The 21,718-nt window shown below is 33.9% G+C and carries 15 protein-coding genes; all 15 read right to left on the reverse strand.

The window, feature by feature from the left end; genetic code table 11:
* Nucleotides 1-19: 19 nt before the first annotated feature.
* Nucleotides 20-1,759 (reverse strand): FAD-dependent oxidoreductase, encoded by a 1,740-nt coding sequence (locus D3P13_RS14825; RefSeq protein WP_117883647.1) that lies wholly within the window; start codon nucleotides 1,757-1,759, stop codon nucleotides 20-22.
* Complete coding sequence (locus D3P13_RS14830; protein ID WP_157972927.1) at nucleotides 1,752-2,396, reverse strand: ferric reductase-like transmembrane domain-containing protein; 645 nt, start codon at nucleotides 2,394-2,396, stop codon at nucleotides 1,752-1,754. Before D3P13_RS14830 ends, D3P13_RS14825 begins: the two co-directional genes overlap by 8 nt.
* Nucleotides 2,397-2,398: 2 nt before the next feature.
* A complete protein-coding gene (locus D3P13_RS22455; RefSeq protein ID WP_117883649.1) occupies nucleotides 2,399-2,614 on the reverse strand; it encodes a 4Fe-4S dicluster domain-containing protein in 216 nt (71 codons plus the stop codon).
* 1,304 nt (nucleotides 2,615-3,918) lie between these two features.
* Complete coding sequence (locus D3P13_RS14840) at nucleotides 3,919-4,683, reverse strand: HpcH/HpaI aldolase family protein (RefSeq protein ID WP_117883650.1); 765 nt, start codon at nucleotides 4,681-4,683, stop codon at nucleotides 3,919-3,921.
* Nucleotides 4,684-4,685: 2 nt separating this feature from the next.
* The gene (locus tag D3P13_RS14845) at nucleotides 4,686-6,140 is read right to left on the reverse strand and encodes an NAD-dependent succinate-semialdehyde dehydrogenase (protein WP_117883651.1); all 1,455 of its coding nucleotides are present in this window, start codon (nucleotides 6,138-6,140) and stop codon (nucleotides 4,686-4,688) included.
* 12 nt (nucleotides 6,141-6,152) lie between these two features.
* A complete protein-coding gene (locus D3P13_RS14850) occupies nucleotides 6,153-7,316 on the reverse strand; it encodes a mandelate racemase/muconate lactonizing enzyme family protein (RefSeq protein ID WP_117883652.1) in 1,164 nt (387 codons plus the stop codon).
* A gap of 154 nt (nucleotides 7,317-7,470) precedes the next feature.
* Nucleotides 7,471-8,946: a sulfatase-like hydrolase/transferase gene (locus tag D3P13_RS14855; protein ID WP_117883730.1), complete on the reverse strand. Its 1,476-nt coding sequence runs from the start codon at nucleotides 8,944-8,946 to the stop codon at nucleotides 7,471-7,473.
* Between the two features lie 28 nt (nucleotides 8,947-8,974).
* The gene (locus D3P13_RS14860; RefSeq protein WP_117883653.1) at nucleotides 8,975-9,919 is read right to left on the reverse strand and encodes a family 16 glycosylhydrolase; all 945 of its coding nucleotides are present in this window, start codon (nucleotides 9,917-9,919) and stop codon (nucleotides 8,975-8,977) included.
* Nucleotides 9,920-9,931: 12 nt separating this feature from the next.
* Nucleotides 9,932-11,590 carry a sulfatase gene (locus D3P13_RS14865; RefSeq protein ID WP_117883654.1) on the reverse strand — a complete coding sequence of 553 codons (1,659 nt, stop codon included), beginning with the start codon at nucleotides 11,588-11,590 and terminating at the stop codon, nucleotides 9,932-9,934.
* Between the two features lie 30 nt (nucleotides 11,591-11,620).
* A complete protein-coding gene (locus D3P13_RS14870) occupies nucleotides 11,621-13,081 on the reverse strand; it encodes a hypothetical protein (RefSeq protein ID WP_117883655.1) in 1,461 nt (486 codons plus the stop codon).
* Between the two features lie 102 nt (nucleotides 13,082-13,183).
* Nucleotides 13,184-14,758, reverse strand: a complete 1,575-nt coding sequence (locus D3P13_RS14875) for an MFS transporter (RefSeq protein ID WP_117883656.1) — start codon at nucleotides 14,756-14,758, stop codon at nucleotides 13,184-13,186.
* Between the two features lie 36 nt (nucleotides 14,759-14,794).
* The gene (locus D3P13_RS14880) at nucleotides 14,795-16,687 is read right to left on the reverse strand and encodes an FG-GAP repeat domain-containing protein (protein ID WP_117883657.1); all 1,893 of its coding nucleotides are present in this window, start codon (nucleotides 16,685-16,687) and stop codon (nucleotides 14,795-14,797) included.
* Between the two features lie 17 nt (nucleotides 16,688-16,704).
* Nucleotides 16,705-18,696: a glycoside hydrolase family 127 protein gene (locus D3P13_RS14885; RefSeq protein ID WP_117883658.1), complete on the reverse strand. Its 1,992-nt coding sequence runs from the start codon at nucleotides 18,694-18,696 to the stop codon at nucleotides 16,705-16,707.
* 12 nt (nucleotides 18,697-18,708) lie between these two features.
* Nucleotides 18,709-20,199, reverse strand: coding sequence for a family 16 glycosylhydrolase (locus D3P13_RS14890; RefSeq protein WP_117883659.1), 1,491 nt, complete (start codon nucleotides 20,197-20,199; stop codon nucleotides 18,709-18,711).
* Between the two features lie 3 nt (nucleotides 20,200-20,202).
* Nucleotides 20,203-21,714 (reverse strand): family 16 glycosylhydrolase, encoded by a 1,512-nt coding sequence (locus tag D3P13_RS14895; RefSeq protein WP_117883660.1) that lies wholly within the window; start codon nucleotides 21,712-21,714, stop codon nucleotides 20,203-20,205.
* Between the last annotated feature and the right edge of the window lie 4 nt (nucleotides 21,715-21,718).

Consider the following 21,718-nt stretch of genomic DNA (forward strand, 5'->3'; position numbering starts at 1 on the left):
AAACTTATTTGTAAATATCTTAAGCAGACCAACTGTTAAAAGGTTGTTTTTCAAATTGCATGGTTCCATCATCCCCTTTAAATATATTGATCCAGGCCTCCCAATTTTCAGGATCCATTTCAGGATAATCCAAACGATAATGACTACATCTACTTTCTTTTCGCATTAAGGATGCCTTTAGTTTCATTTCTGCACTTACAATCATATTAGCAGTTTCATGAGCTAATCTCAGTTCGTGCATATTTGCAGCTCTAAGCATGGGCATATGGTGATCTCTTAACTCTTCTACATAAGCTAAGGCCGCCTTTAACATATTCTCTTTCTTAATGTACAATACAAAGTTAGGTATTACAATACCTTGCAACGTTTGTGTTACCCAAGCGGGACTATAACCAGCTTCTCTTTTTAAAGGAGCTAAAATTTCCTCCTGTATTTCCTCAATTTTTGATGTTGAAATATGTGAAATTTCAACGTTCTTACAATAGTTGGCCGCTGCTTCTCCTGCAACGCCGCCCTGAACTGCAGATCCTGACAATGATGAACCAATCTGCGTATAGATACCCCCGGACATATAAGAACCTAAGGCATCACCTGCGGCGTATAGCCCAGGAATATTTGATTCGCATTGATCATTAATAGGCACCAAGCCTTCAGATTTATGTATAGCCATGCCGGCTGAAGATCCTCCCACAATACTTCCTCCCATTCCAGGAGGTGCTCCATCTCCATGACCTCCTTTTGGCGGTTTTCTATCTCCATTATCAGGTGGTTTTGAATTTTGACGACTAAATTCTTCAGGGACAAAAGGTCCACCACTAACTTCAGTCTTTTCTCCAGACCCCGGAGGTCCCATTTTTAGAGGACTTCCATTTGTATAAGCAACATAATTCATATCAACTCCTAAATCATGGTGCACTTCTATACCTGTGGTGCCGGGTTTTTGTTCGAACATGTCTCCCCAACCATCATAACAAGCAGCTGCATTTTTAGCTTTTCCAGGATGCCCATCATTCCATTCTTTACCAGTAACTTTGGCACCAATATTATAAGCCATTACAGTACCATCATGCGTAAGATCACAGATTGGGAAACCATTGGGTTTAAAACCACCCGACCCAGTACATAAAATGATACTTTTAGCTTCATAAATAATGACTTTTTCTTTATCTATACTAAAACCTGCTGCTCCAACAAGTTTATTATTTTCTTTAACTAAATGTGTTATGGTAACACGCTCTTGAATTGGAATATTACGTTCTTCAATAGGTTTGCTAAAACTTTTATTATATAGCGTAGAATCGAAAAACCCCCATTCTTTGAGTTCGTTTACCCTAGCCAATGAATGTTCTGCCATTTGCCTTGTATAAACAGGATTGTTAGTGCCTAAAGCTGAACGCGAAACTGCTGCAACAAATTCATCAATGCTCAATGTTTCTTTGGCCGGGTCATAAGCAAAAATCCCTTTTGCAAAAGGGGTTAGACCAGATGAGCCTAGTCTTCCTTTTGAAACCATCAACACTTTGGCCCCAGCATCATGTGCTTTAACTGCAGCGAACAATCCTGCCATACCACTTCCTATCACCAGAACTTCTGTTTTGAACGTATCAAGACCTAAAGCATCTATATCTACTTTTGGATTATTTGTTTCCCAATCTAGATGTAATCCTAAGGAGGCTACAGCGGCGGCACCAGCAGCACCTCCTGCCAATGCTATAAAACTTCGACGTGATATACTATTCTTTCTTTTTGATTCAGTCATTTTTTATCACTTTTTTGGTAGATTTAAAAAGGTAGATTCTCAATAGATAAAATATTCCGCTTGCAACAACAATTAAATAATAAATTGAAAATGAAGTACTATTATAACGTCCTATGTTGATAACATGTGACGTTGCAGTTATAATAAAAAGCATGGCCAAATAACCGTGAACTTTTCTCCAAGTTCTATATTGTAAATGCAGTTTAAACCTAAAGAAGGAGGTTATTAAAATAATAAGCATAATCATATAGGCAACCATGCCCAAAACAATGCCCAAACTATTAAAACTAGTAAGCAAAATTGTAAATGCTTCAAACGGCGTTTTAGTGTTGTCAAAAAATTTCGGAAGAATTATAAAAAAAGGATGTGCCATAATAATGATAATAAACACATAACCTATGAATTTGTGTATTTTAAGTACACTAGACATTTTTATTTGTTTTACCAGAATTTTATTTGTTCTTGTTAAAAAGAATTGTCCCAATAACAGACTAAAGGTTAAAATGATGATTAGCGATAACAATTCCTTAAATACCGACCGTTTAGGAAATTCACCTAAAGCCCAAAGCAATAAAGGTACACCGACAAATACCAAGATAAGTGGTAATAATTTGTATATTTTACTTTCCTTATTCATAATTAACCCCATGATACAATTACTGGTATTGATTTTTCAGGCGAAATAGTGATAGCGTCAACTGGACAATACATACGGCATAAATGACAAATCTGGCAATCTTCCGGATATAAAATCTCCGCTTTTTTTGTGTCTCGATTCAGTCTAATAACATCGGTAGGGCAGCTTTTTATGCATTCTTCACATCCTATACAACCGTTAATACTTACTATAGACATTTCTCTTCCTTTTGATTTACACTATAAAGAAAAGACCTCTAAATTTCATTTAAAAGTAAAATCAATGATGGGGGCTATTTTATCTATGAATTGTAAGATTTTTTAAATAAGCAATTTGCTTTTAAAGCATTAGAAAATGTTCCCTTTTAAAATAACAGAGACACAATAAAAACAATCACGGGATTCTTGAAATAAATTCTGGCGTGTTTTTAATAGGTCGTTATATCCATTCTATATTCTTTCTTGAGCAACTATTAGTGCAGTCATTTATTTTAAATACTCATATTTAAATTCAGAAAAAGAAATAAATATGATTATTTATTGAAGTTATTTATAATATAAACAGTTTTAAAACAGGCTATTTATTAAAGAAGTATTCAAAATTCAAGTTTTAATACCACAATTAAAGCTCAATAATACATAAATAATACATTTTTTAAATAAAAAAAACTTAAGTATTTGATAAACATATTGTTGAGGCTTAATATAGTGGGCAAGGAGGATTAACTTCATTGATCACTAGGAAGACCGCTACTACAAATACAATCCCTTTTAAAGCTATCGCTTTTAATGGGATTTTTTATTTCTCTCCTGCTTTGTAAAGCGAGATTATCGTTTAGATGGGATTAACTGCGTAGATCCCTAGTAAGACCACTTCTGCAAATACAATCCTTTTAAAAGCTATCGCTTTTAATTGTGATTTTTGTTTTCTCAGCTTTGCAAAGCGAGCTTTGCACTCTGAAAAAACAAAAATCCCGCAACAGCTATGCTGTTGCGGGATTGTGATTGATGTGGGCAATGAGAGAACAACCAAAATTTAAAGATTTGAGCATTCAAAAGGGCTTCCAAAGGGTCGAAAAAATAGGACTCCCGAATTCCTCCCGATTGTAAAAACTTTAACATACTTTAACATTTAAAATATCATTTAATGGCAAAAAGTCTCTTTAATTATTAAAATAAATTAATATCGTGGACAATTTTTTGAGTTCCATAAAAAGATATTATTTACCATACTTTACTATCAAAGTTTGTGAATACTTCTTATCCGTTAATATAAAAATGTTGTGAACACAATAGTGTCAATAAAATTGATGATTTTCATTTAAGGCTTGTTGAACTGGAAATTAAGCTGATTAGCTTTTGAAATAATTATATAAAATAGGCTTATTCTACAGAAAACGTATTTCTCAATTATGAGAAATTTACTCTTCAACTTTTTAAGTTAAGTTAAAGGCAATTTATAACTACCAGTTAAAAAATAATATAAGAAATAGTGTTTATGGGTATATTGACTAAAGACTGTATCAACCCTTCAACTGACTTGTTATTTCTTTAAAAGAATTCATAACTAAACCAACATCTACCGAATAAGAAATATATTGTACTCCAATATCTTTCCACATCTTTGCTTTTTCTGGAGACTCAGTAAAAGTCCCAATAAACTTGCCATACTTTTTAGCTATTTCTACAGCACCTTTCATCGCATTAACTACTTTAGGGTCATTAACCTGACCAGGAACTCCACAAGACTGAGATAAGTCATAAGGCCCCAAGAAGATCACATCAATCCCATCTACTTGTGCAATTTCCTCTAAGTTGTTAATACCTTCCATTCCTTCAATATGAATAATGGTAGTAATATCATCATTTGCTTTTCCAAAATGATCTGGAGCACTAATGTTTGTATATTCTGCTGCTCTTACATAACGACACATCCCTCTTTCTCCCTTAGGATAAAACTTAGTAGCCCTTACTACCTTTTCAGCATCAGCTTTTTTACATATTTGAGGTATTTGAATGCACTTAGCACCAACATCTAAGGTTCTAAGAATTAGTGTCTCAGAATTTTCTGTAACCCGCACAACTGGAGTAATTCCTCTAGCTTCAGCAGCTCTAATCATATTCTGAAGCGATTCAATACTGAAAGGACCATGTTCCATATCAATAATTACAAAGTCAAAACCACTTAATGCAGCGATTTCTACAATTGCAGGATCTTGAATTTTACAAAAAGGGCCAAATACCGTTTTACCCTCCTTTAAACTATTTTGTAATACATTTTTACTCATAATTATAATGCTGAAGTTACACGTTTTTTAACTAAATAATCTTCTAAAGCGAGATGAGAACAGTCATGTCCAAGACCACTATTTTTAAATCCACCATGTGGTAAATAAATAGCATATTTTACACCATTAATTTGAATTTCTCCAAATTCTAGATCTTCTGTAAATCTTTCAATTCTCTTGTTATTATTTGTAAAAATGTAAGAAGCTAAACCAAATTCTGTGTCATTTGCTAATTCTAAAACCTCATCATCAGTATCAAAAGGCATTACACCTGCTACTGGTCCAAAAATTTCTTCTCTAAACAATTTCATCTCTGTTGTAGTGCCTGAAACTATTGTTGGTTGAAACCAGTTTCCTCCTTCAGGTAATTCCTCAGGTATCTTACCTCCATATTCTAATGTAGCACCTTTACTTACAGCATCTTCTATTAATTCAAACATTCTATCTCTAGCATCTCTAGATGCTAAGGGCCCCATAAAAACATCTTGATTTTCTTTAACACCAAAACCTATTTTTAATTCTGAAGCTCTTTTTACATACGCTTTTAAAAACTTATCATAGATACTTTTGTGAACAAAAATTCTATTTGCAGCCACACAAATTTGACCTGTATTACCGAATTTCAATCCAATTGCAAGTTCTAGAGCTAAATCTAAATCTGCATCCTCAAAAACAATAAAAGGAGCATTTCCTCCTAATTCCATTCCTAATTTTTTGATTGAAGTTGTACTATCAGCAATTATTCTTTGACCCGTTTGTGTAGAGCCAATCATAGTAATTACTGCTGGTATTTTACTTGTAGTCATTGGTGTTGCAACTTCTCTACTAGAACCTGCTAAAATAGTAACAACTCCTGCCGGAAAATTGATACTATGTAAAATTTCACCAACCATATAGGCTGATAATGGTGCTAATGTGGACGGTTTTATGATTAAAGAACAACCAGAAGCTAATGCTGGCCCTATTTTATAACCAACATTTAATAACGGAAAGTTCCATGCTAAATAAGCTAAGGCCACTCCTGCTGGTTTAGAAATCATTTTATGCGTATGTGTTCCTTCATAATCAGGAATCTGTTCTTCCCTCATATTTTTCATTGCATTAGGATACCATTCTAATGCTTCTGTAAGTCTTAAAATATCTTCTTCAGAACCTGCATAGGTTTTTCCCATTTCATGCACCATGGCATTTCTTAACTCGTCTTCTTTTTCTAAAATCGCATCACGCAATTTAAGCATCCATACTGTTCTTTCTTCTAATGAAAGTTTAGACCAAAATTTAAAACCTTTTTGTGATGATATCAATGCTTTTTCGGCATCTGGTTTTCCCGCTTTAGCTACCTGTGCAATTACTTCTCCTGTTGCAGGGCAAATAACATCTTCTCTTTCCCCACTAACCGCATCAACTAATTGACCATCAATGTATAATTTTTTATACCCGAAATTTTGAGTTTTCATTCGTTTTTTATTTTAATATTTTTCAATTACATCTTGTTTAGATGTTTCACAGATTGCATACTTACGTAAAACTTCCTCATCTATATCAATACCTAATCCTGGCCTATTAGGAACTTCTAACATACCATCTTTCATCTTTAATTTTGGGAACGATAAATTGTCTCTTAAACCATTTTCTGTTTGATCAAATTCCATCAAAAAATCGGGTTGATACATTCTTCCAGGAATAGATTCTATATTCGCTATAAAATGCAAAGCTACATGCAAGCCAATTGAAGTACCCCATGTGTGAGGTATTAAATCAATACCATTTGTACTTGCTAAAGCTGCTATTCTTTTTGCTTCAGTTAAACCTCCACTTGCACAAATATCTGGCTGAAGAATGTCTACTGATTTATTTTTGATTAACTCATTAAAGCCAAATCTTAAATATTCACATTCGCCACCAGCTATAGGAATACTTGTTCGTTGTCTTAACTCGTTATATTGTTCATAAAACTCAGGTGAAATTGGCTCTTCAAACCAAGCGATATCATATTTTTCTATTTTTCTTAAAAGTTCAACGGCTTCTCTAAACGTATAGGCATGATTAGAATCGACCATAAGTTGTATATCTGGCCCTATAGTTTCTCTAATTAATTTAACATTAGCTACATCTTGTTTAATACCAAGACCAACTTTCATTTTTATAGCTTTATATCCTTGAGAAACATAAAGTTTAGCTTCTTCAACAAAACCATCCGAAAAATCGTTATGATTTGTAAAATATAAACCTGTTGCATAGGGTTGTATTTTTTTTCTATGAGCTCCACCTAATAAAGTTGAAACAGGAAGATTTAAAATTTTACCTTTTAAATCCCAAATAGCAATATCAATTGCACTTAAAGAGGCCATGTATACACCACGTCTAGAAAAATCTAAGGTCTTTCGGTACATTTTGTTCCAAATGACTTCATTTTCTAACGGGTTTTCACCAATAACGGTGGGTTTTAAAAGTTTAATACCAGCTTGTACCATTGTTGCAGGACCATAAGCTTCGCCCCAACCATACTGGCCATTAGATGCTGTTACTTTAACAATACATATACACCGTTCGGAATATTCCCATTGCGAAAAGAAAAAACTTTTTGATAGTGTGTCTTTAAGGACAAATGCTTCTATTTTTTCAATTGTCATAATTATAATCTTTATTAATGCAGCCTTTATTAAGCAAACAATTAACCTTTAATTTTAAGAAATAAAATTAACCATTTCTTACTCGTTAATATTCACAATTTTATCTTAAACTAATCATATATTACCCCTTTTATCATCTTAAAAAATCAATGAATTAAGGTATTAGACTAAAGGTTTTATCAAAATGAGGCATACTATCTTTTCTCCATTCTATGCCTGTTTTTTCATCGTGAAACCATTTTGGTTGCATATGTGTTTTACTCCATTCTTCCGTCTTTAACACGAGTTCCTTTAAGATGTCAGGATGACTATCACTTAGGTCATTTTTTTCAGCTAAATCTTCATCTATATTAAATAATTGCCAAGGTTTTTGCTCAACTTTTAATGCTTTCCATTGATTATGCCTTGCACCAACATCGGTATACCCTTCACGATGACGTAAAACATAAATATTCTCATCTTTGTGTGCATTTTTTCCAGCTAAAAAGTCATTCCAAATATCTTTTCCATCTAGCTTTTTTCCTTCAGGAATTTTAGCATTTGCAAGTCCTGCAAAAGTTGGATAAAAATCTAAAGCAGATACGGGATAGTCAAAACGTTTTCCAGCTGGCACTTTATTTGGCCAATGAAAAAACATAGGCACTCTATAACCACCCTCTTGAGTACTGCCTTTACCCTTACTTAAAGGATAATTGGTAGCTCCTTGGGTAGTCTTACCTCCATTATCACTTAAGAAAACAATTAGCGTATTCTCAAACTGTCCCGTTGCCTTTAAGGCCTCTTCAATTTCATTTACACCGCGATCAACAGCATAGACCATGGCAGCATAGGTTCTTCGTTTTTCATCTTTAATAGCTGCAAATTTTTCTAAATCTTCCTTCTTTGCTTCTAAAGGAACATGTGGAGCATTATAAGAAAGGTACAAGAAAAATGGCTTTTCTTTTTTTGACGCATCCTTCACAAACCGAATTGCTTCATGAGATAGTGCATCTGTTAGATATTCGGTTTCACGCACCTCTTTACCATTGTGTTCTAACGGCACTAAATATTCAAAAATAACTTTTACACCTTGCTTTTTTTGTTTTTCATAAGTAGCTAAATACTCCTCTGGAAAATATTTATGTCCACCACCAAGGAATCCGTAAAAATCATCAAAGCCACGATTATTAGGATGATATTGAGGCGTTGAACCGAGATGCCATTTACCCATAACTCCCGTTTCATAACCAGATTCTTGTAAAACCTTACTTATAAATGTTTCATTCAAATCAACACCCTTACCAATGGTCTCACTATTAGGTGGTAAGTTAAATTGGGCCCCAATTTTATGAGAATATCGCCCAGTCATTAAACTAGTTCTACTCGGTCCGCAAAAAGGATGTGCAACATAAGCTGAAGAAAAAATGGTTCCGTCTTTAGCTAATTTGTCTAATGTAGGAGTCTTAATATCTTTTGCTCCATTAAAACCAACATCCGAATACCCCAGATCATCACAAAGTATCACTAAAATATTAGGTCTTTCTACAATTTCATCTTGCTTATCAACTTTCGCTATTTCTTTTGATTTTGGCTGAGAACAGCCACCTATGAATGTAGCAACCCCAATTATAATTAATATAATTTTTTTCATAATCATGTGTTTTTTATTATTTTCCGTATTACTTTTTTTGCCAAACTCTTATATACTCAATTTCAAAATCAACAGCACCATCTTCTCCAACTTCTTCCTTTGAATCTGGAACGCCATGCCATGGAAATGTTTCTTGATCAAACCAGATTTTTACCGGTTTTGTAATCACAAAATTATCCTCAGGTCCATTACCTCCATTATTATTTTTTACATCGTCATGGGCATTTATTGTTTCTTTTGAAACATTACGAAACAACTTGCCATCAATATAAATTGCAACCCCTTCTTCACTCCATTCATATCCATAAATATGAAAATCATCAGCTACTCTAAATCCTAAATCGTGATATTCTGTATACGTAGTTTTACCTCCACCTGTAGAAGACCAATCATGAATAGACCACCACAATTCTCGTTCTTTTCCGTTGGCTTCTTTTTCTGCTTGTTTATGATCTCCAAACATTTCGAAAAAATCAAATTCAGAACCATTTCCTGTTGCCCAAAACGAACTTGTAACTTCAGCATCAGCGGCTTTGCTTTTTACTTCAATATACCCATACAGCAGATCCTTTTTTGTAATTACCGCTGCAGTAGTAATATTTTCATATGGATCTCCATCTTTATCAACTTTAGGGTTAAAATTATAATTGGGTTGCCATCTGGTTTCTAACTTCAATTTCCCATCTTCTAATTTTACATTTTCTGTTGAAAACTGAGAGGGAGCTCTCCCTTTAAAATTAGATTGAAAGACTCCATTTCTTCCCTGAATTAACCATTTTGATTCATCTAATTGGACAGCATCAAACTCATCACTTAATGCTTCTAAGTATTTCCAATTTCCATTATTAGATAGATCAGAAGCGGGTTCAAACTTATTTTTTATCACTGTATCAATCTTATTCTGATGCTCACTTTTTTCGCATGAAAGAAAAAACAGTACCAGAATAAAAACCGCAATAGTTGTGCTTTTCATTTCTAGTGTTTATTACGGATTTACATTGGCCATATTACCTTTCCAACCTTTATTAAATTGTTCCAAAAGTTTTGCAACAAGTTCTGGGTTTTCATCCGCTATATTCTTCGTTTCATTAGGGTCATTTTTATGGTCATAAAGCTCAAAAAATACGGGTTCTGCAGCTGGGTCTCTATAATCTCTCCATACCATAAAACGATATTGTTCTGTTCGCATAGTGTACCCCATTAAATAATTTTCAAACAAGTCTCTATCCCATTTATCACCTTGTTGTTTTTTTATTTTTCCTTCAACCTCTTCAATTAAAGGTCCGAAATAAGTTTCTCTCATACCTTTTGACAATGGGTTTGCAGCCCATTCACGTAATGCCGGTGTTGGAAATTGGGTAAAAGCTGCTGGTTTCCACTCCTTATTAGGATTAGTTAATAACGGAACAAAGCTTTGCCCTTCTAAATGTTCTGGCAATGGAAGACCTGCCAATTCTGTAATGGTAGGATAGATATCAACAAGCTCTACCAAGGCATTAGATTTTGCACCCCGTACCGATTTTGACATATCTGGTGTCCATATTATTAATGGAACACGTGTGGCAATTTCATAATTAGTTGCTTTACCCCAAATACCCATATCTCCTAAATGCCATCCGTGATCACTCCAAACAATTATTATCGTATTATCACGAACGCCAGCTTCATCTAAAGCATTTATCATTTTTCCTATTTGAGCATCGACATAACTTACACTAGCCAAATAAGCATGTTTTAAAGTTCTTGCCATCTCATCACTTATTGGCCCTTTTTTAGGAATACCATATCTTGCTCTTAATTCAAATGATGGATGAAGTCCCATTGCTGCACCATCTTCAGGTCCAGAAGTTTGTGTTGCCAATTTAATATCATCAGGGTTATACATATCCCAATATTTTTTTGGTGCCAACCAATCTAAATGTGGTTTTTTCATCCCCATTCCTAAAAAAAATGGTTTATCAGGATTTTCAGCTAACATATCCTTTAGAGTTACTATGGCCAACTCTGCATTATATCCGTCTTCGTAAAACGTATCTAACACATCTGCTTTTTCATAAGCAGGTCCTTTACCCAGACCATTTCTAGGTGCATTTTTACCATATTTTTCTATTACCTCAGCCGTACTTTTTCTGAAAAGTTCTTGATTTTCAGGAAGAGCATACCCTCCAGGCGTTTTACTTTTTTCTATAGTCATTTTATCATATGCAGGCTCTCTACTCCATGATAATTTGGCATCGCCATACTTTTCGTTATGGTAAATTTTCCCTGTGCTGGTTGTTTCATAACCATTGGCCCAAAAATATTGAGGTAAGGTTAAAATATCTGGGTTAAGATCTCTGAAATAAGTAAAATTCTCTATTACTTTAATAGTTTCAGGCCTTGCCCCTGTCATTAAACTAGCTCTTGAAGGGCTACAAATAGGCTCTTGACAATACGCATTGTTAAACAACAACCCTTGGCTCGCTAATTTATCTAAATTTGGAGTTATGGCTATCTCAGAACCATATGCTCCTATTTCGGGCCTCAAATCATCAATAGCAAGAAATAAAATGTTAGGTTTTTTATTCGGTTCTTCTTCCGCAACTTCTTTAGTTTTACAACTAACAATTAACACAAGTAGAAAAAGGATATTTACGATTCTCATATTATTTAGTTTAATTAATTTATATTAACACTACTGTATTTTCAAATTTACTTCATCAAGATTATGTTCATTAGAATTGCTATCTTTAATTAAAATAATAGCTTTAGAAGCATTCTTGTGTTTTTCTAACGTATAACTAACCCTGAAAGCACTTAAAGGATTTACCTTTTGGAGAAATATATCTTTAATAATACTATTTGACTTATCCATTAAACGAACTACTGCATCTCCTTCATAAAAAACACCATAACTTCCCTTTAATTTATTGATTTTAGTATCAAAACTTAATTTATTTGTGATAACACCTGTTTCATTTACGTCAAGAACAGGCAATGAAGAAACTTTTGCAGCTCCATGAATTTCTTTATAGTCAAAACTTTTACCTGGTTGGAGCGTATACAAGGGCGTTTTTACTTCAGTTTCAAGATAGCCTGTTTCCATACCACTCATAAATATGGATACATTTAAACCATGGTCATATTCCAATGAAGGATTATAGGGTTCTAAAATTTTAGCAAAGACTGTGTTATTAATTTTATTTACATAGCATACCCAAGACTTTGATGAGATTATATGAAATCCACTCATTAAATAATAATCATAATGCATTTCAAAAACTCCAGGTGCAACTTCACCCGTCCAGTTGGTACCATTATTATAAAAACGTTTTACATCTTCTGGGTTATTTTTATCAATAGGCATTCTGTTCCTGTTTACATACCTCCATCTCGAATCAGCCGTGCCCATAATTTCGTACTGCTTATCATTTGGAAGTTTATATTTTTTATCGAAAGGAACATAGGCTAAAAAATTTTCGCCGTCTTCTAATTCTGGTTTACTACGAGAAACATGTTGACTAGACGTCATAATTCCTCTTTTTATCGTCTTATCTCCTGCGTTTTTTAGCGTGTGGTTGATATAAACCAAACTACTATTCGGTTTAATATATAGACTTCTACTATATTGCAATTGTTCATCAATTGTAGCTGGTTGATTAAATAATTTCGTTTTGCCGTTATAGGTTGGAACAGGTAAGTTTTGAATACCAGAAGTTACTTTTATACTTTTATAACCTTCAGCATTGGTAGTTATTTCTGCATTATAAGGACTATCACCAATAATTGCAGGCGGTGGCCAACGTTGCGTTTTATCTCCATTACTATTGATAGCACAATTTTCTATCGGTAAGGGTACCAATCTATAACCACCAAAATTTCGCCATTCGTTTTTCTTTACTAAATCTGTTGGAGCAAAAGACTTACCAAACATCTTGGGATTTAACCATAATGATGGAACGTCTCCTAAATTATATTCAAGAATTCTTCCAGCAGCCTTAGGCACAACCGCTATACTTATGTATTTGTTTTTTGCTACAAAAACACTATCCCATTGCCAATTATTATAATTCTTTTCAACTGAAACCGTAGCTTGCTGAGCTACACAACAATTGATAATTATTAAACTGAAAATAGTAAATAGAATATTTTTCATTATAGAACTCTTTTTAAGTACCCAAATGTAAATCAGATTTACTCGAAATGACTTATTAATTTTACCTCTAAAGCGTACTATATTAACCTTAACTTAAAATAATTATTCTTTGGATTTTACCTGAAGTTTTGCTTGAATTTCTTCAATGGTTAAATTTTTTGTTTCTGGCAAATACTTAAATAGTATCAGCAAGCCTATAAATACTAGTCCTCCGTAAAACAAAAATATGGTACTTGCCCCCATATTTGCGAGTTGCCAGGGAAAGAAAAATTGAGTTAGTGCACTGATAGTACTAGAAAGTAAAGCGAAAAATGGTATGGCTATACCCCTTAAAGAAATTGGAAAAATTTCAGACAACAGCACCCACATTATCGGTCCGACAGAAAAATGAAATGCTGCAATAAAACTTAAAATTCCTATCAAGATTAATGTGGCGTTTAATACGGCAGACTTCTGTAAAAACACACTCGAATTATCTCGTGCAGAAATCTCGCCCATCACACTTTTAATCGCTTCTTTAAATTCAATATCTGTGGCAAATTGTTTGCCTACCAAAGTGGTTAGTTTATTTACATCCTGAATATCTTGCATTTCTGCAATAGCTTCATTAGTAACTTCATATTTTGCAGTACCAAATCCGTAAGCACAAACTCCTAAGCTTAAAATAACCCAAATCAATCCCCAAATCATCATAGGTCGTCTACCCATTTTATCTATCAATACTAATGATAAAATAGTAAAAATTACACTCACTAATCCTATCCAAATGGCCTGCTCAAATGCGGCATTTTGACCTAAACCTAACTGCTCCATCACGGTTGGTGCGTAAGTTAGTACGGCATTGATACCTGTCGATTGCTGAACGATAGCCATGGTAAAGGCCACGATAGCCACAATACGCATTTTTTTACCGAAGATCTCTTTTAATTGGGTTCCAACTGACCTGTCTTGATTACTATTTTCAACACTTTCTTTCATTTCAGCAACATGTGCTTCAATTTCACTTTCTGGAATAACTTTGGCTAAGGTTAATTTTGCTTCATTGTACTTCCCTTTGTAAACTAACCAGGCCGGACTTCGAGGTACCATATATAATAATCCTAACCATATTAAAGCTGGAACAATTTCAATACCTAGCATCCATCGCCAAGTATATTCTCGTAAACCCCATGTTGTAACCCACTCTGCATTAGAATTGGTAGTTTGTAACAACCAATAATTTATAAAATAAGCTGCGGTTAAACCAATTACGATATTTATTTGGGTCATAGACACTAACTTCCCTCGCCATTCTGCTGGTGCTATTTCACCAATATACATGGCTGCTAATGTAATGGAACTGAAAGCCAATCCTCCAAGAAAACGTGCCGCAAACAAGGTTGCAAATGAAGGTGCAAAGGCAGAGCCCAACGCTGAAATTAAGTACATGGCAGCAATAATTTTTAATGTTGCTTTTCTCCCATATTTGTTACTAGACCAAGCAGCAAGTGGCAATGCTACCAATACACCAATACCTGGTCCAAAACCTAAAGCTCCTACCTGCCAAGGGTTTAAATTAAATTCAGCTGTAATGAATTTAAATGCTCCCGAAATTAATGCGGCATCAAGACCAAACACAAAACCTCCCATAGCAACGATGGTAGAATATGTAAAGGCATTTCTTTTGAATGAACTCATAGTGATTGATGTTTAGTTAGTTTGTTTTTAGATTGATTAAATCCCAATCTTAATCTTTTTATTTACTGATGAAATTGTCTTATTTTCAGTTTCACCGTTTGTCCAAGTTACTTTCACCTTAATTGTCTTGCACTTACTTAGACCAAAATTCACAAAATTATTATGACTTAGCGAATATGAAGCTCCAGTGCTACCAACACGTTGAATTTGATGATTTCCACATGACTCAATTTCAACTAAAGCACCTAAGGCAGATGCTTTTTCGGTTTTAGAATTACCAACCTCAACCGTTATATAATTATTATCTTTTGCTGCAGATAATTCATTTTTAAACAAATGCCATTTGCCGCGTTCGTTACCTAGTACAACATCTACTTTTCCATCTTGGTTATAATCAAATGTTTCAACTGCCATACCAATGGCTCCTAATTCTGGAGAAATAACATTATGTTTTTCCAATTTTTTAAACCCTGAATCTTTTGAATTTAAATATATAATGGACGCGTTAGCGTGAATTAAATCACCTCGCTTAACTACAAGTAAATCTTGAAATCCGTTATTGTCAAAATCTGCAACACTAACAGCCATTGTATGCTCTTTATTTGACAAACCAAATTCCTTAGTAACATTTTTAAATCGCTTTCCTGTATTTTCTAATAGAATATCATTGAAGCCTTCAGGATGTTTTCCGTCTGGATAATTCTCTACACCATGAACAACTCCAGTGGCAGGAGCCCAAAGAAAACCTGCTATTCGCCATTTTCTATTGCCCACATAACCAATATACCAACCTTTTTTTTCACTATAATCTGCATTATCTGGAAAACCAAGTGCATCACTATTAACCAATCTAATATTTTTACCTGAATGGGTTTCACCTTCAAACTCATAATCATAAGAAGCCTCTCCAATAAAATATGTATCATTATTTGGCCATTGCGATTGGAAATTTTCTAAATTTAAAACATCTCCTACTTCCAAGTCTTCTAACTGAAAAGCACCACGTTTGGTAAAAAAACCAAGAGTCTTGGATTCTTTATCAAAAAAAGTTTCACCAATTGCGAACTCATTACCTCGAGTAATGAATAAATCAAAATCGCCATCATTATCAAAATCAATTTCAGCAATAGCGGTAACATCTTCAATTTTTTCAGGAAATAGTTTATTCGATACATCTTCAAACGACAAATCTCCATTTCCTGAGTAGGCCTTTAATGGACCATTACCATATAAGATAATATCAAAATTATTGTCACCGTTAAAATCAGTAACTAAGGTTTTTTGACCATTCATTTTTATTGCAGGCAATGTTGAATGCAGAATTAATTGCCCTTTGCCGTTATTTTCATATATATAATTTTCACTTTCTCCTTTTTTAGTAGCATCCGGAAAAGCAAAGTTTAGTAAGTCTAAATCACCATCGTTATCACCATCAATAAATGCAACTGTACGACCTCGCATCATTGCTAAAGGCTCTTTAAAATCGCCTAATTCAATAAAATTACGATCTTTAGTAACTCGAAATATCTTAGAATTTCTAGCATTACTACCAGAGCCTCCACCACGTGACATGATAATTTCTAAATTACCATCTTTATCAAAATCACCTACAGAAATACCATGTAAATCTCCCATAATAATATCATATGGATTAGTGAATTTACCGTTGTTATTCCATTGCATTTGCACTGCATAACCATGATCATTTATAAGTAAATCTAGATGCCCGTCTTGATCTAAATCTGCAATTACAGGTGAGTCCCATTTACGCAAGTCTTTTTCTTGTCTTGGAAATTCTTTAAAAACTTCGGTAAAAGTGTTTTTTAGTACATTCGTTTGTGCAGTAAGGCAAACTTGGATTAACAGGAGCATTAAAACACTACAAACGCTACTCTTTTTCGATATTGTAATATTGCTTATTAAGTACATAAAAGTGTATTTTATTATTAATTATTCCAAACGATTGGCATAAAAACAGTCATTTCTGCTTGCCCTCTATTACTCCAAGCGAAATAAGGAACAAGTTGTGTTTTATGAGATTTCCAAGATGGTTTTTTAACCGCCTGATACATATCATCTTTCTTATCTTCTCTAATTAAAAGTTCTGTATTAATTACAGTTACGCCCTCTAAAAAACCATCCTTATGCACTGCTTCAAATTGATCATTACCATTAAAATACACATCTAAGATTGATGTATCTTTAGGTAAATCTGGAGTTTCTATACAATATACAATTGGACCTCTTTTTACAGCCACTTGGTTTCTTACTTCTTCTATTCTATTATGACCTTCAATTAAAGTCACTTCCATGGGCATATCTAAGGTAATAGTATCGCCAGCCTTCCAAGCTCTACTTATAGTTGCGAAAGTTCCTGGTTTCACATCAACGTTTACCTCTTTTTCATTTATTTCTAATGTGCTACCAACAGCCCATTTTGGAATTCTAACTTTGATTTCAAAAGCGGAATCTTTACATGCATCAATTGTAATTTTTACCAAACCTTTCCAAGGATACTCTGTATCTTGAGATAGTTTTATTACAGAACCATCTAATAGTGTTGTATCTAAATTATTTGCTCCAAATAACACCACAGCAACTCCATTTTCAGATAAATTATAAGCCCACCCCGAACTTTTACATATTGTTCTTACTAAGTTTGGTGGACAACAAAAACATTCTAAATAGGGTTGTCTTACAGGACTTTCTGTTACATCTGCATGTGCATCATAATCTCTGGTATCATTAACCATTCGTAAAGGGTTTGAATAGAAATACTCTTTTCCTTCTAAACTAATACCTGACAAACCACTGTTATACAATACCAATTCAATAATATCTGCATATCTAGATTCTCCGTAAATCCCCATCATTCTGCTACTAAACATAGCATTACAAAGGTTGGCACAGGTTTCATTATATGCTGTCATGTTTGGCATCATATACGCATCGATAAAACCTTCTTCAATCATATCTAAACTAGTTGACGCACCATAATGTGCTTGGCCAACAGCACCAGTTACATACATTTTTTTACCTGTAACATTTTCCCATAACTTATCTAATGCATCGATTAAGGCTTTCTCTCCAGTTTCAGCATAAACATCAGCTGCACCTGCATAATAATACAAAGCTAACACCGCATGCCCCACGGCCTCCTTAGACTCTCTTAATGGTGTTCTTTCTTGCACCATATCACCAATAGGATAACCTTCAGTTGTATCATCGTGTTTTATTTCAAAGGTTCCCCTTCTATTAATAAATTTTTCAGCTAGCTTTAAATACCTTTTATCTCTTGTAGTTCTGTACAGCTCTACCAAGCCCATTATTTGCGTTTGATTAAATCCAAAACGCTGATAATGCTTGGTATCTGGCATAAAATATGTATATAACAAATCAGCCGCTTTAATAGCAATATTCAAGAAGTTGGGCTGTCCCGTTAAACGATAATGTACAGTACCGGCAATAAACAAATGTCCATAATTGTACATTTCATGGTATTTTCTGTTCTCAAAGCGGTCTACACCTTTTGTGATTTGAACATACGTATGTATATACCCATCATCCTCTTGAGCTTTACCAATAATTTCGATGTATTCATCTAATTCTTTTAATAAAGAAGCATTTTTAGTCAAGCCATATATGTACATTTTGGCTTCCATAAATTTATAGAAGTCACCATCATGCCAAAAAAAACCTTTATGTTCGCCTTCTTTTTCTCCAGCAGCTATTTTAAAGTTGTTTAATCCATGACCAATGTCACCACACAATAAATCTCCCATGTATGGAAGCATTTTTTCTTCAGCATTCTTAACTTTTTCTGACCAAAAACCTGAAGTCCATTTACAATCGCCAAAATTGATACTTTTTAATTTTACAAACGGGCTTTCTGAAGTGTTTGTAATTGCCTTATTATGAAGTTTTGAAACTGTGCTCATCAATGTATATTCTTAATGTTTAACTTTTTTTATGGCTATATCATCCATAAATAATTTTGCCGCCTTCGTTTTAGGGAGGTCGCTTTTCCTAATTTCTAAAGTTAAAGAATCATCAAATTCAGATGCCTTTGCTCTTGAAATTTTTTGCTCTACGGTAACCCATTGTCTTCGCGGTAATTCTTTTAACCCATCGAATACTACTTCAATTTTAGGATTACCTAAAGTTACATGAATTTTATTTGCTACCCGACCTTGATCTAACCAAAGCTTCATAGATAATATAAAATCTCCTGCAGGAAGCCTTAAAGCTCCATCAGGTGATTTTGCTTCTACTTTATCTACCTCTAAATGCTCATTTTTTCCATAGCCTGAAAACCTCAAACTATTTACACCTGTATGATAATCGCCATGAACAATAGCTAAGTATTTTATAGAATCTTCTTTTATTAACCAAAATTTTTGATATTCATTTGGTGTAGAATCTTCTGGCACCATAGTCAACGGCCTTGGATTCTCTTCAAATAAAATTGGACCTTCAAAGCCATAAAATGCTCTATCTTTTGCTAATAAATTATCTGAAGGTTTTTGCCAAACACGCATATAATCAATTTCAAAATCTACAGGTAACTCTTCTTTATGCGGCAAGCCTAACCATTTGAATATTTCTGAATCTAACCATACTTCCATTGGATTATTTAATACCCAATCTGTACCAACATCGTCTTGTGTAAAATGATGTACTTGTTTTCCATCAATAAAAAGCTTTAAAAAATCGATACCCCATTCTGCACCATATACATGAAAATCATCAGCAGTTCTATAGGGTAAATTTTCTGTATGTTGAAATACATTAGTTGGACGTTGTGCTGGCGGACTCCAATCATGGCCTGTCGCTAAATAAGAATCTTCTCTTATATTTCCTTTTTTGTTTTTAGGATTGCCCATTAACTCGTAAACATCTAACTCTTGCTCATAACCAATAGCCCAAAACGCACCTGTAATTGCCGCATTACCTACTTTAGACCTTACCTCCATATATCCATTTAAAAATCTTTTTTTTGTAAGTACTCCTGCCGTAGTAATTGGCAATGGTTTACCTTCGTAAACCCCGTAAGTAGAAGCCCCCATATTACCATCAGCATAGGCTTCTTGTGCAAATTTATAATCTGGTTCCCAAGCCGTTCTTAGTTTCAATTTACCATCTTCTACTATTACATTATGTGGTACAAATTGTGATGGAGCTCTACCTTTCCAGATATAATAATTTCCATTTAAACCTTCTACAAACCATTTTACCGTATCTATTTCGGTACCTTCAAACTCATCACTAACTTCTTCATTTAAAACCCAACCTCCATTATTTTCTTGATCTGAAAATGGCATAGGTGTAGATTGTTCATTGCTATTATTAGTGATACCCTTTTGTTTCTGTGCTGAACAACTCAAATAAGCCATTGTCATTACACCGAACGCTGCTAAAAAGATGTATTTTTTCAAGTTCATAGTTTAGTTTGCTTTTTTAATAACAATATCATCAATAAATAATTTAGCTGCTTTTGTTTTAGGTAAATCTTCTTTACGAATTTCGATCGCTATACCATCATTTTTTGTAGATGCTTCAGTTCTTGAAAACGCAGTTTCCACGTTTATCCATTGTAGTCTAGGCATTTCCTTTAGTCCTGTAAACATTAAATCCGTTTTTGGACTCATTAGTGTAACATGAATAGTATCTGTAATTCTACCTTGATCTAACCAAACTTTAGCTGACAAGTTATAGGTACCTGCGGGTATATTTAAAGCCCCTTCTGGTGTTTTAGCAACTACTTTATCTACATTTAATGAATCATTTTTTCCAAATCCAAAAAATTGTAGACTTTCTACTCCACTAGCATAGTGTCCTTCTGTTATTTTTAAATATTTAGACGACCCTTCATCAAATAACCAAAATTTTTGATAATCATTCGCATCAGCGTCTTCTGGCACCATTGTTAAAGGTTTTGGATTTTCTTCAAATAAAATTGGCCCTTCAAAACCGTAAAAAGCACGATCTTTTTCCAATAAATTATCAGAAGGTTTTTGCCAAACCCTCATGTATTCCACTTCGAAAGTTGCTGGTAATTCTTCTTTATGAGGTACGCCTATCCACTTGAAAATTTCTGAGTCTATCCAAATTTCCATAGGATTGTTCAATACCCAATCTGTACCTAATTCGTCTTGCGTAAATCCGTGAACAAATTTTCCGTCTCTGTAAATTTTAAGATAATCTTCACCCCATTCAACACCATAAATATGAAAATCATCTGAGGTGACGTAAGGTAATATCTCATCATATCCAAATGCTTTTGTAGGTCTCGTTGAAGGCGGACTCCAATCGTGAATAGCAGTTCTATTCATATTGTTAGTTATTGAACCTTCTTTAGCAATTTTTGGTACTCCCATTTGTTCATACATATCTAGCTCTTGCTCAAAACCAATGGCCCAAAACGCTGCTGTCATGGCTGCTTTTGGTGCTTTCGATTTTATTTCCATATACCCATTTAAGAACCTTTTTTTACTTACTATAGCTGCGGTTGTTACAGGTAGTGGCTTACCTTCATGAACTCCATAAGTATCTTTATTAGCTCCATCTGCATAACTTTCTTTTACAAAATTATAATCTGGTTCCCATTGCGTTTTTAATTTTAAATTCCCATTTTCAACCACAACGTTATGAGGTGCGTATTGAGAAGGTGCTCTTCCTTTCCAAATATAATAATCACCATTTTGACCTTCAATAAACCACTTCGTGGTATCAATTGTTGTCCCTTCAAATTCATCACTAATTTCTTCGTTTAGTACCCAACCTTCTTTATTTTCTGGGTCAGAAAAAGGATTAATGGTAGCTTCTTGATTTGTCAGATTTGTTTCTTCTGATTCATTTTCAGTTAACCCGTCTTTTTTCTTTTCTTCACAACCAATCGATATAAGCCCAGTAAGACCTACTATTAAAATAAGATTAAAAGTTCTTTTAAATATCATATTA

This window comes from Aureibaculum luteum (genome assembly GCF_003449015.1).
Classification (GTDB): Bacteria; Bacteroidota; Bacteroidia; order Flavobacteriales; family Flavobacteriaceae; genus Aureibaculum; species Aureibaculum luteum.

Excerpts from the sequence above, each read along its gene's own strand:
- D3P13_RS14865 (WP_117883654.1), bottom strand. The coding sequence starts at position 11,590 with ATGAGAATCGTAAATATCCTTTTTCTACTTGTGTTAATTGTTAGTTGT.
- D3P13_RS14890 (WP_117883659.1), bottom strand. The coding sequence starts at position 20,199 with ATGAACTTGAAAAAATACATCTTTTTAGCAGCGTTCGGTGTAATGACA.
- D3P13_RS14850 (WP_117883652.1), bottom strand. The coding sequence starts at position 7,316 with ATGACAATTGAAAAAATAGAAGCATTTGTCCTTAAAGACACACTATCA.
- D3P13_RS14880 (WP_117883657.1), bottom strand. The coding sequence starts at position 16,687 with ATGTACTTAATAAGCAATATTACAATATCGAAAAAGAGTAGCGTTTGT.
- D3P13_RS14855 (WP_117883730.1), bottom strand. The coding sequence starts at position 8,946 with ATGAAAAAAATTATATTAATTATAATTGGGGTTGCTACATTCATAGGT.
- D3P13_RS14875 (WP_117883656.1), bottom strand. The coding sequence starts at position 14,758 with ATGAGTTCATTCAAAAGAAATGCCTTTACATATTCTACCATCGTTGCT.
- D3P13_RS14895 (WP_117883660.1), bottom strand. The coding sequence starts at position 21,714 with ATGATATTTAAAAGAACTTTTAATCTTATTTTAATAGTAGGTCTTACT.
- D3P13_RS14840 (WP_117883650.1), bottom strand. The coding sequence starts at position 4,683 with ATGAGTAAAAATGTATTACAAAATAGTTTAAAGGAGGGTAAAACGGTA.
- D3P13_RS14885 (WP_117883658.1), bottom strand. The coding sequence starts at position 18,696 with ATGAGCACAGTTTCAAAACTTCATAATAAGGCAATTACAAACACTTCA.
- D3P13_RS14860 (WP_117883653.1), bottom strand. The coding sequence starts at position 9,919 with ATGAAAAGCACAACTATTGCGGTTTTTATTCTGGTACTGTTTTTTCTT.
- D3P13_RS14825 (WP_117883647.1), bottom strand. The coding sequence starts at position 1,759 with ATGACTGAATCAAAAAGAAAGAATAGTATATCACGTCGAAGTTTTATA.
- D3P13_RS14870 (WP_117883655.1), bottom strand. The coding sequence starts at position 13,081 with ATGAAAAATATTCTATTTACTATTTTCAGTTTAATAATTATCAATTGT.
- D3P13_RS14845 (WP_117883651.1), bottom strand. The coding sequence starts at position 6,140 with ATGAAAACTCAAAATTTCGGGTATAAAAAATTATACATTGATGGTCAA.
- D3P13_RS14830 (WP_157972927.1), bottom strand. The coding sequence starts at position 2,396 with ATGAATAAGGAAAGTAAAATATACAAATTATTACCACTTATCTTGGTA.
- D3P13_RS22455 (WP_117883649.1), bottom strand. The coding sequence starts at position 2,614 with ATGTCTATAGTAAGTATTAACGGTTGTATAGGATGTGAAGAATGCATA.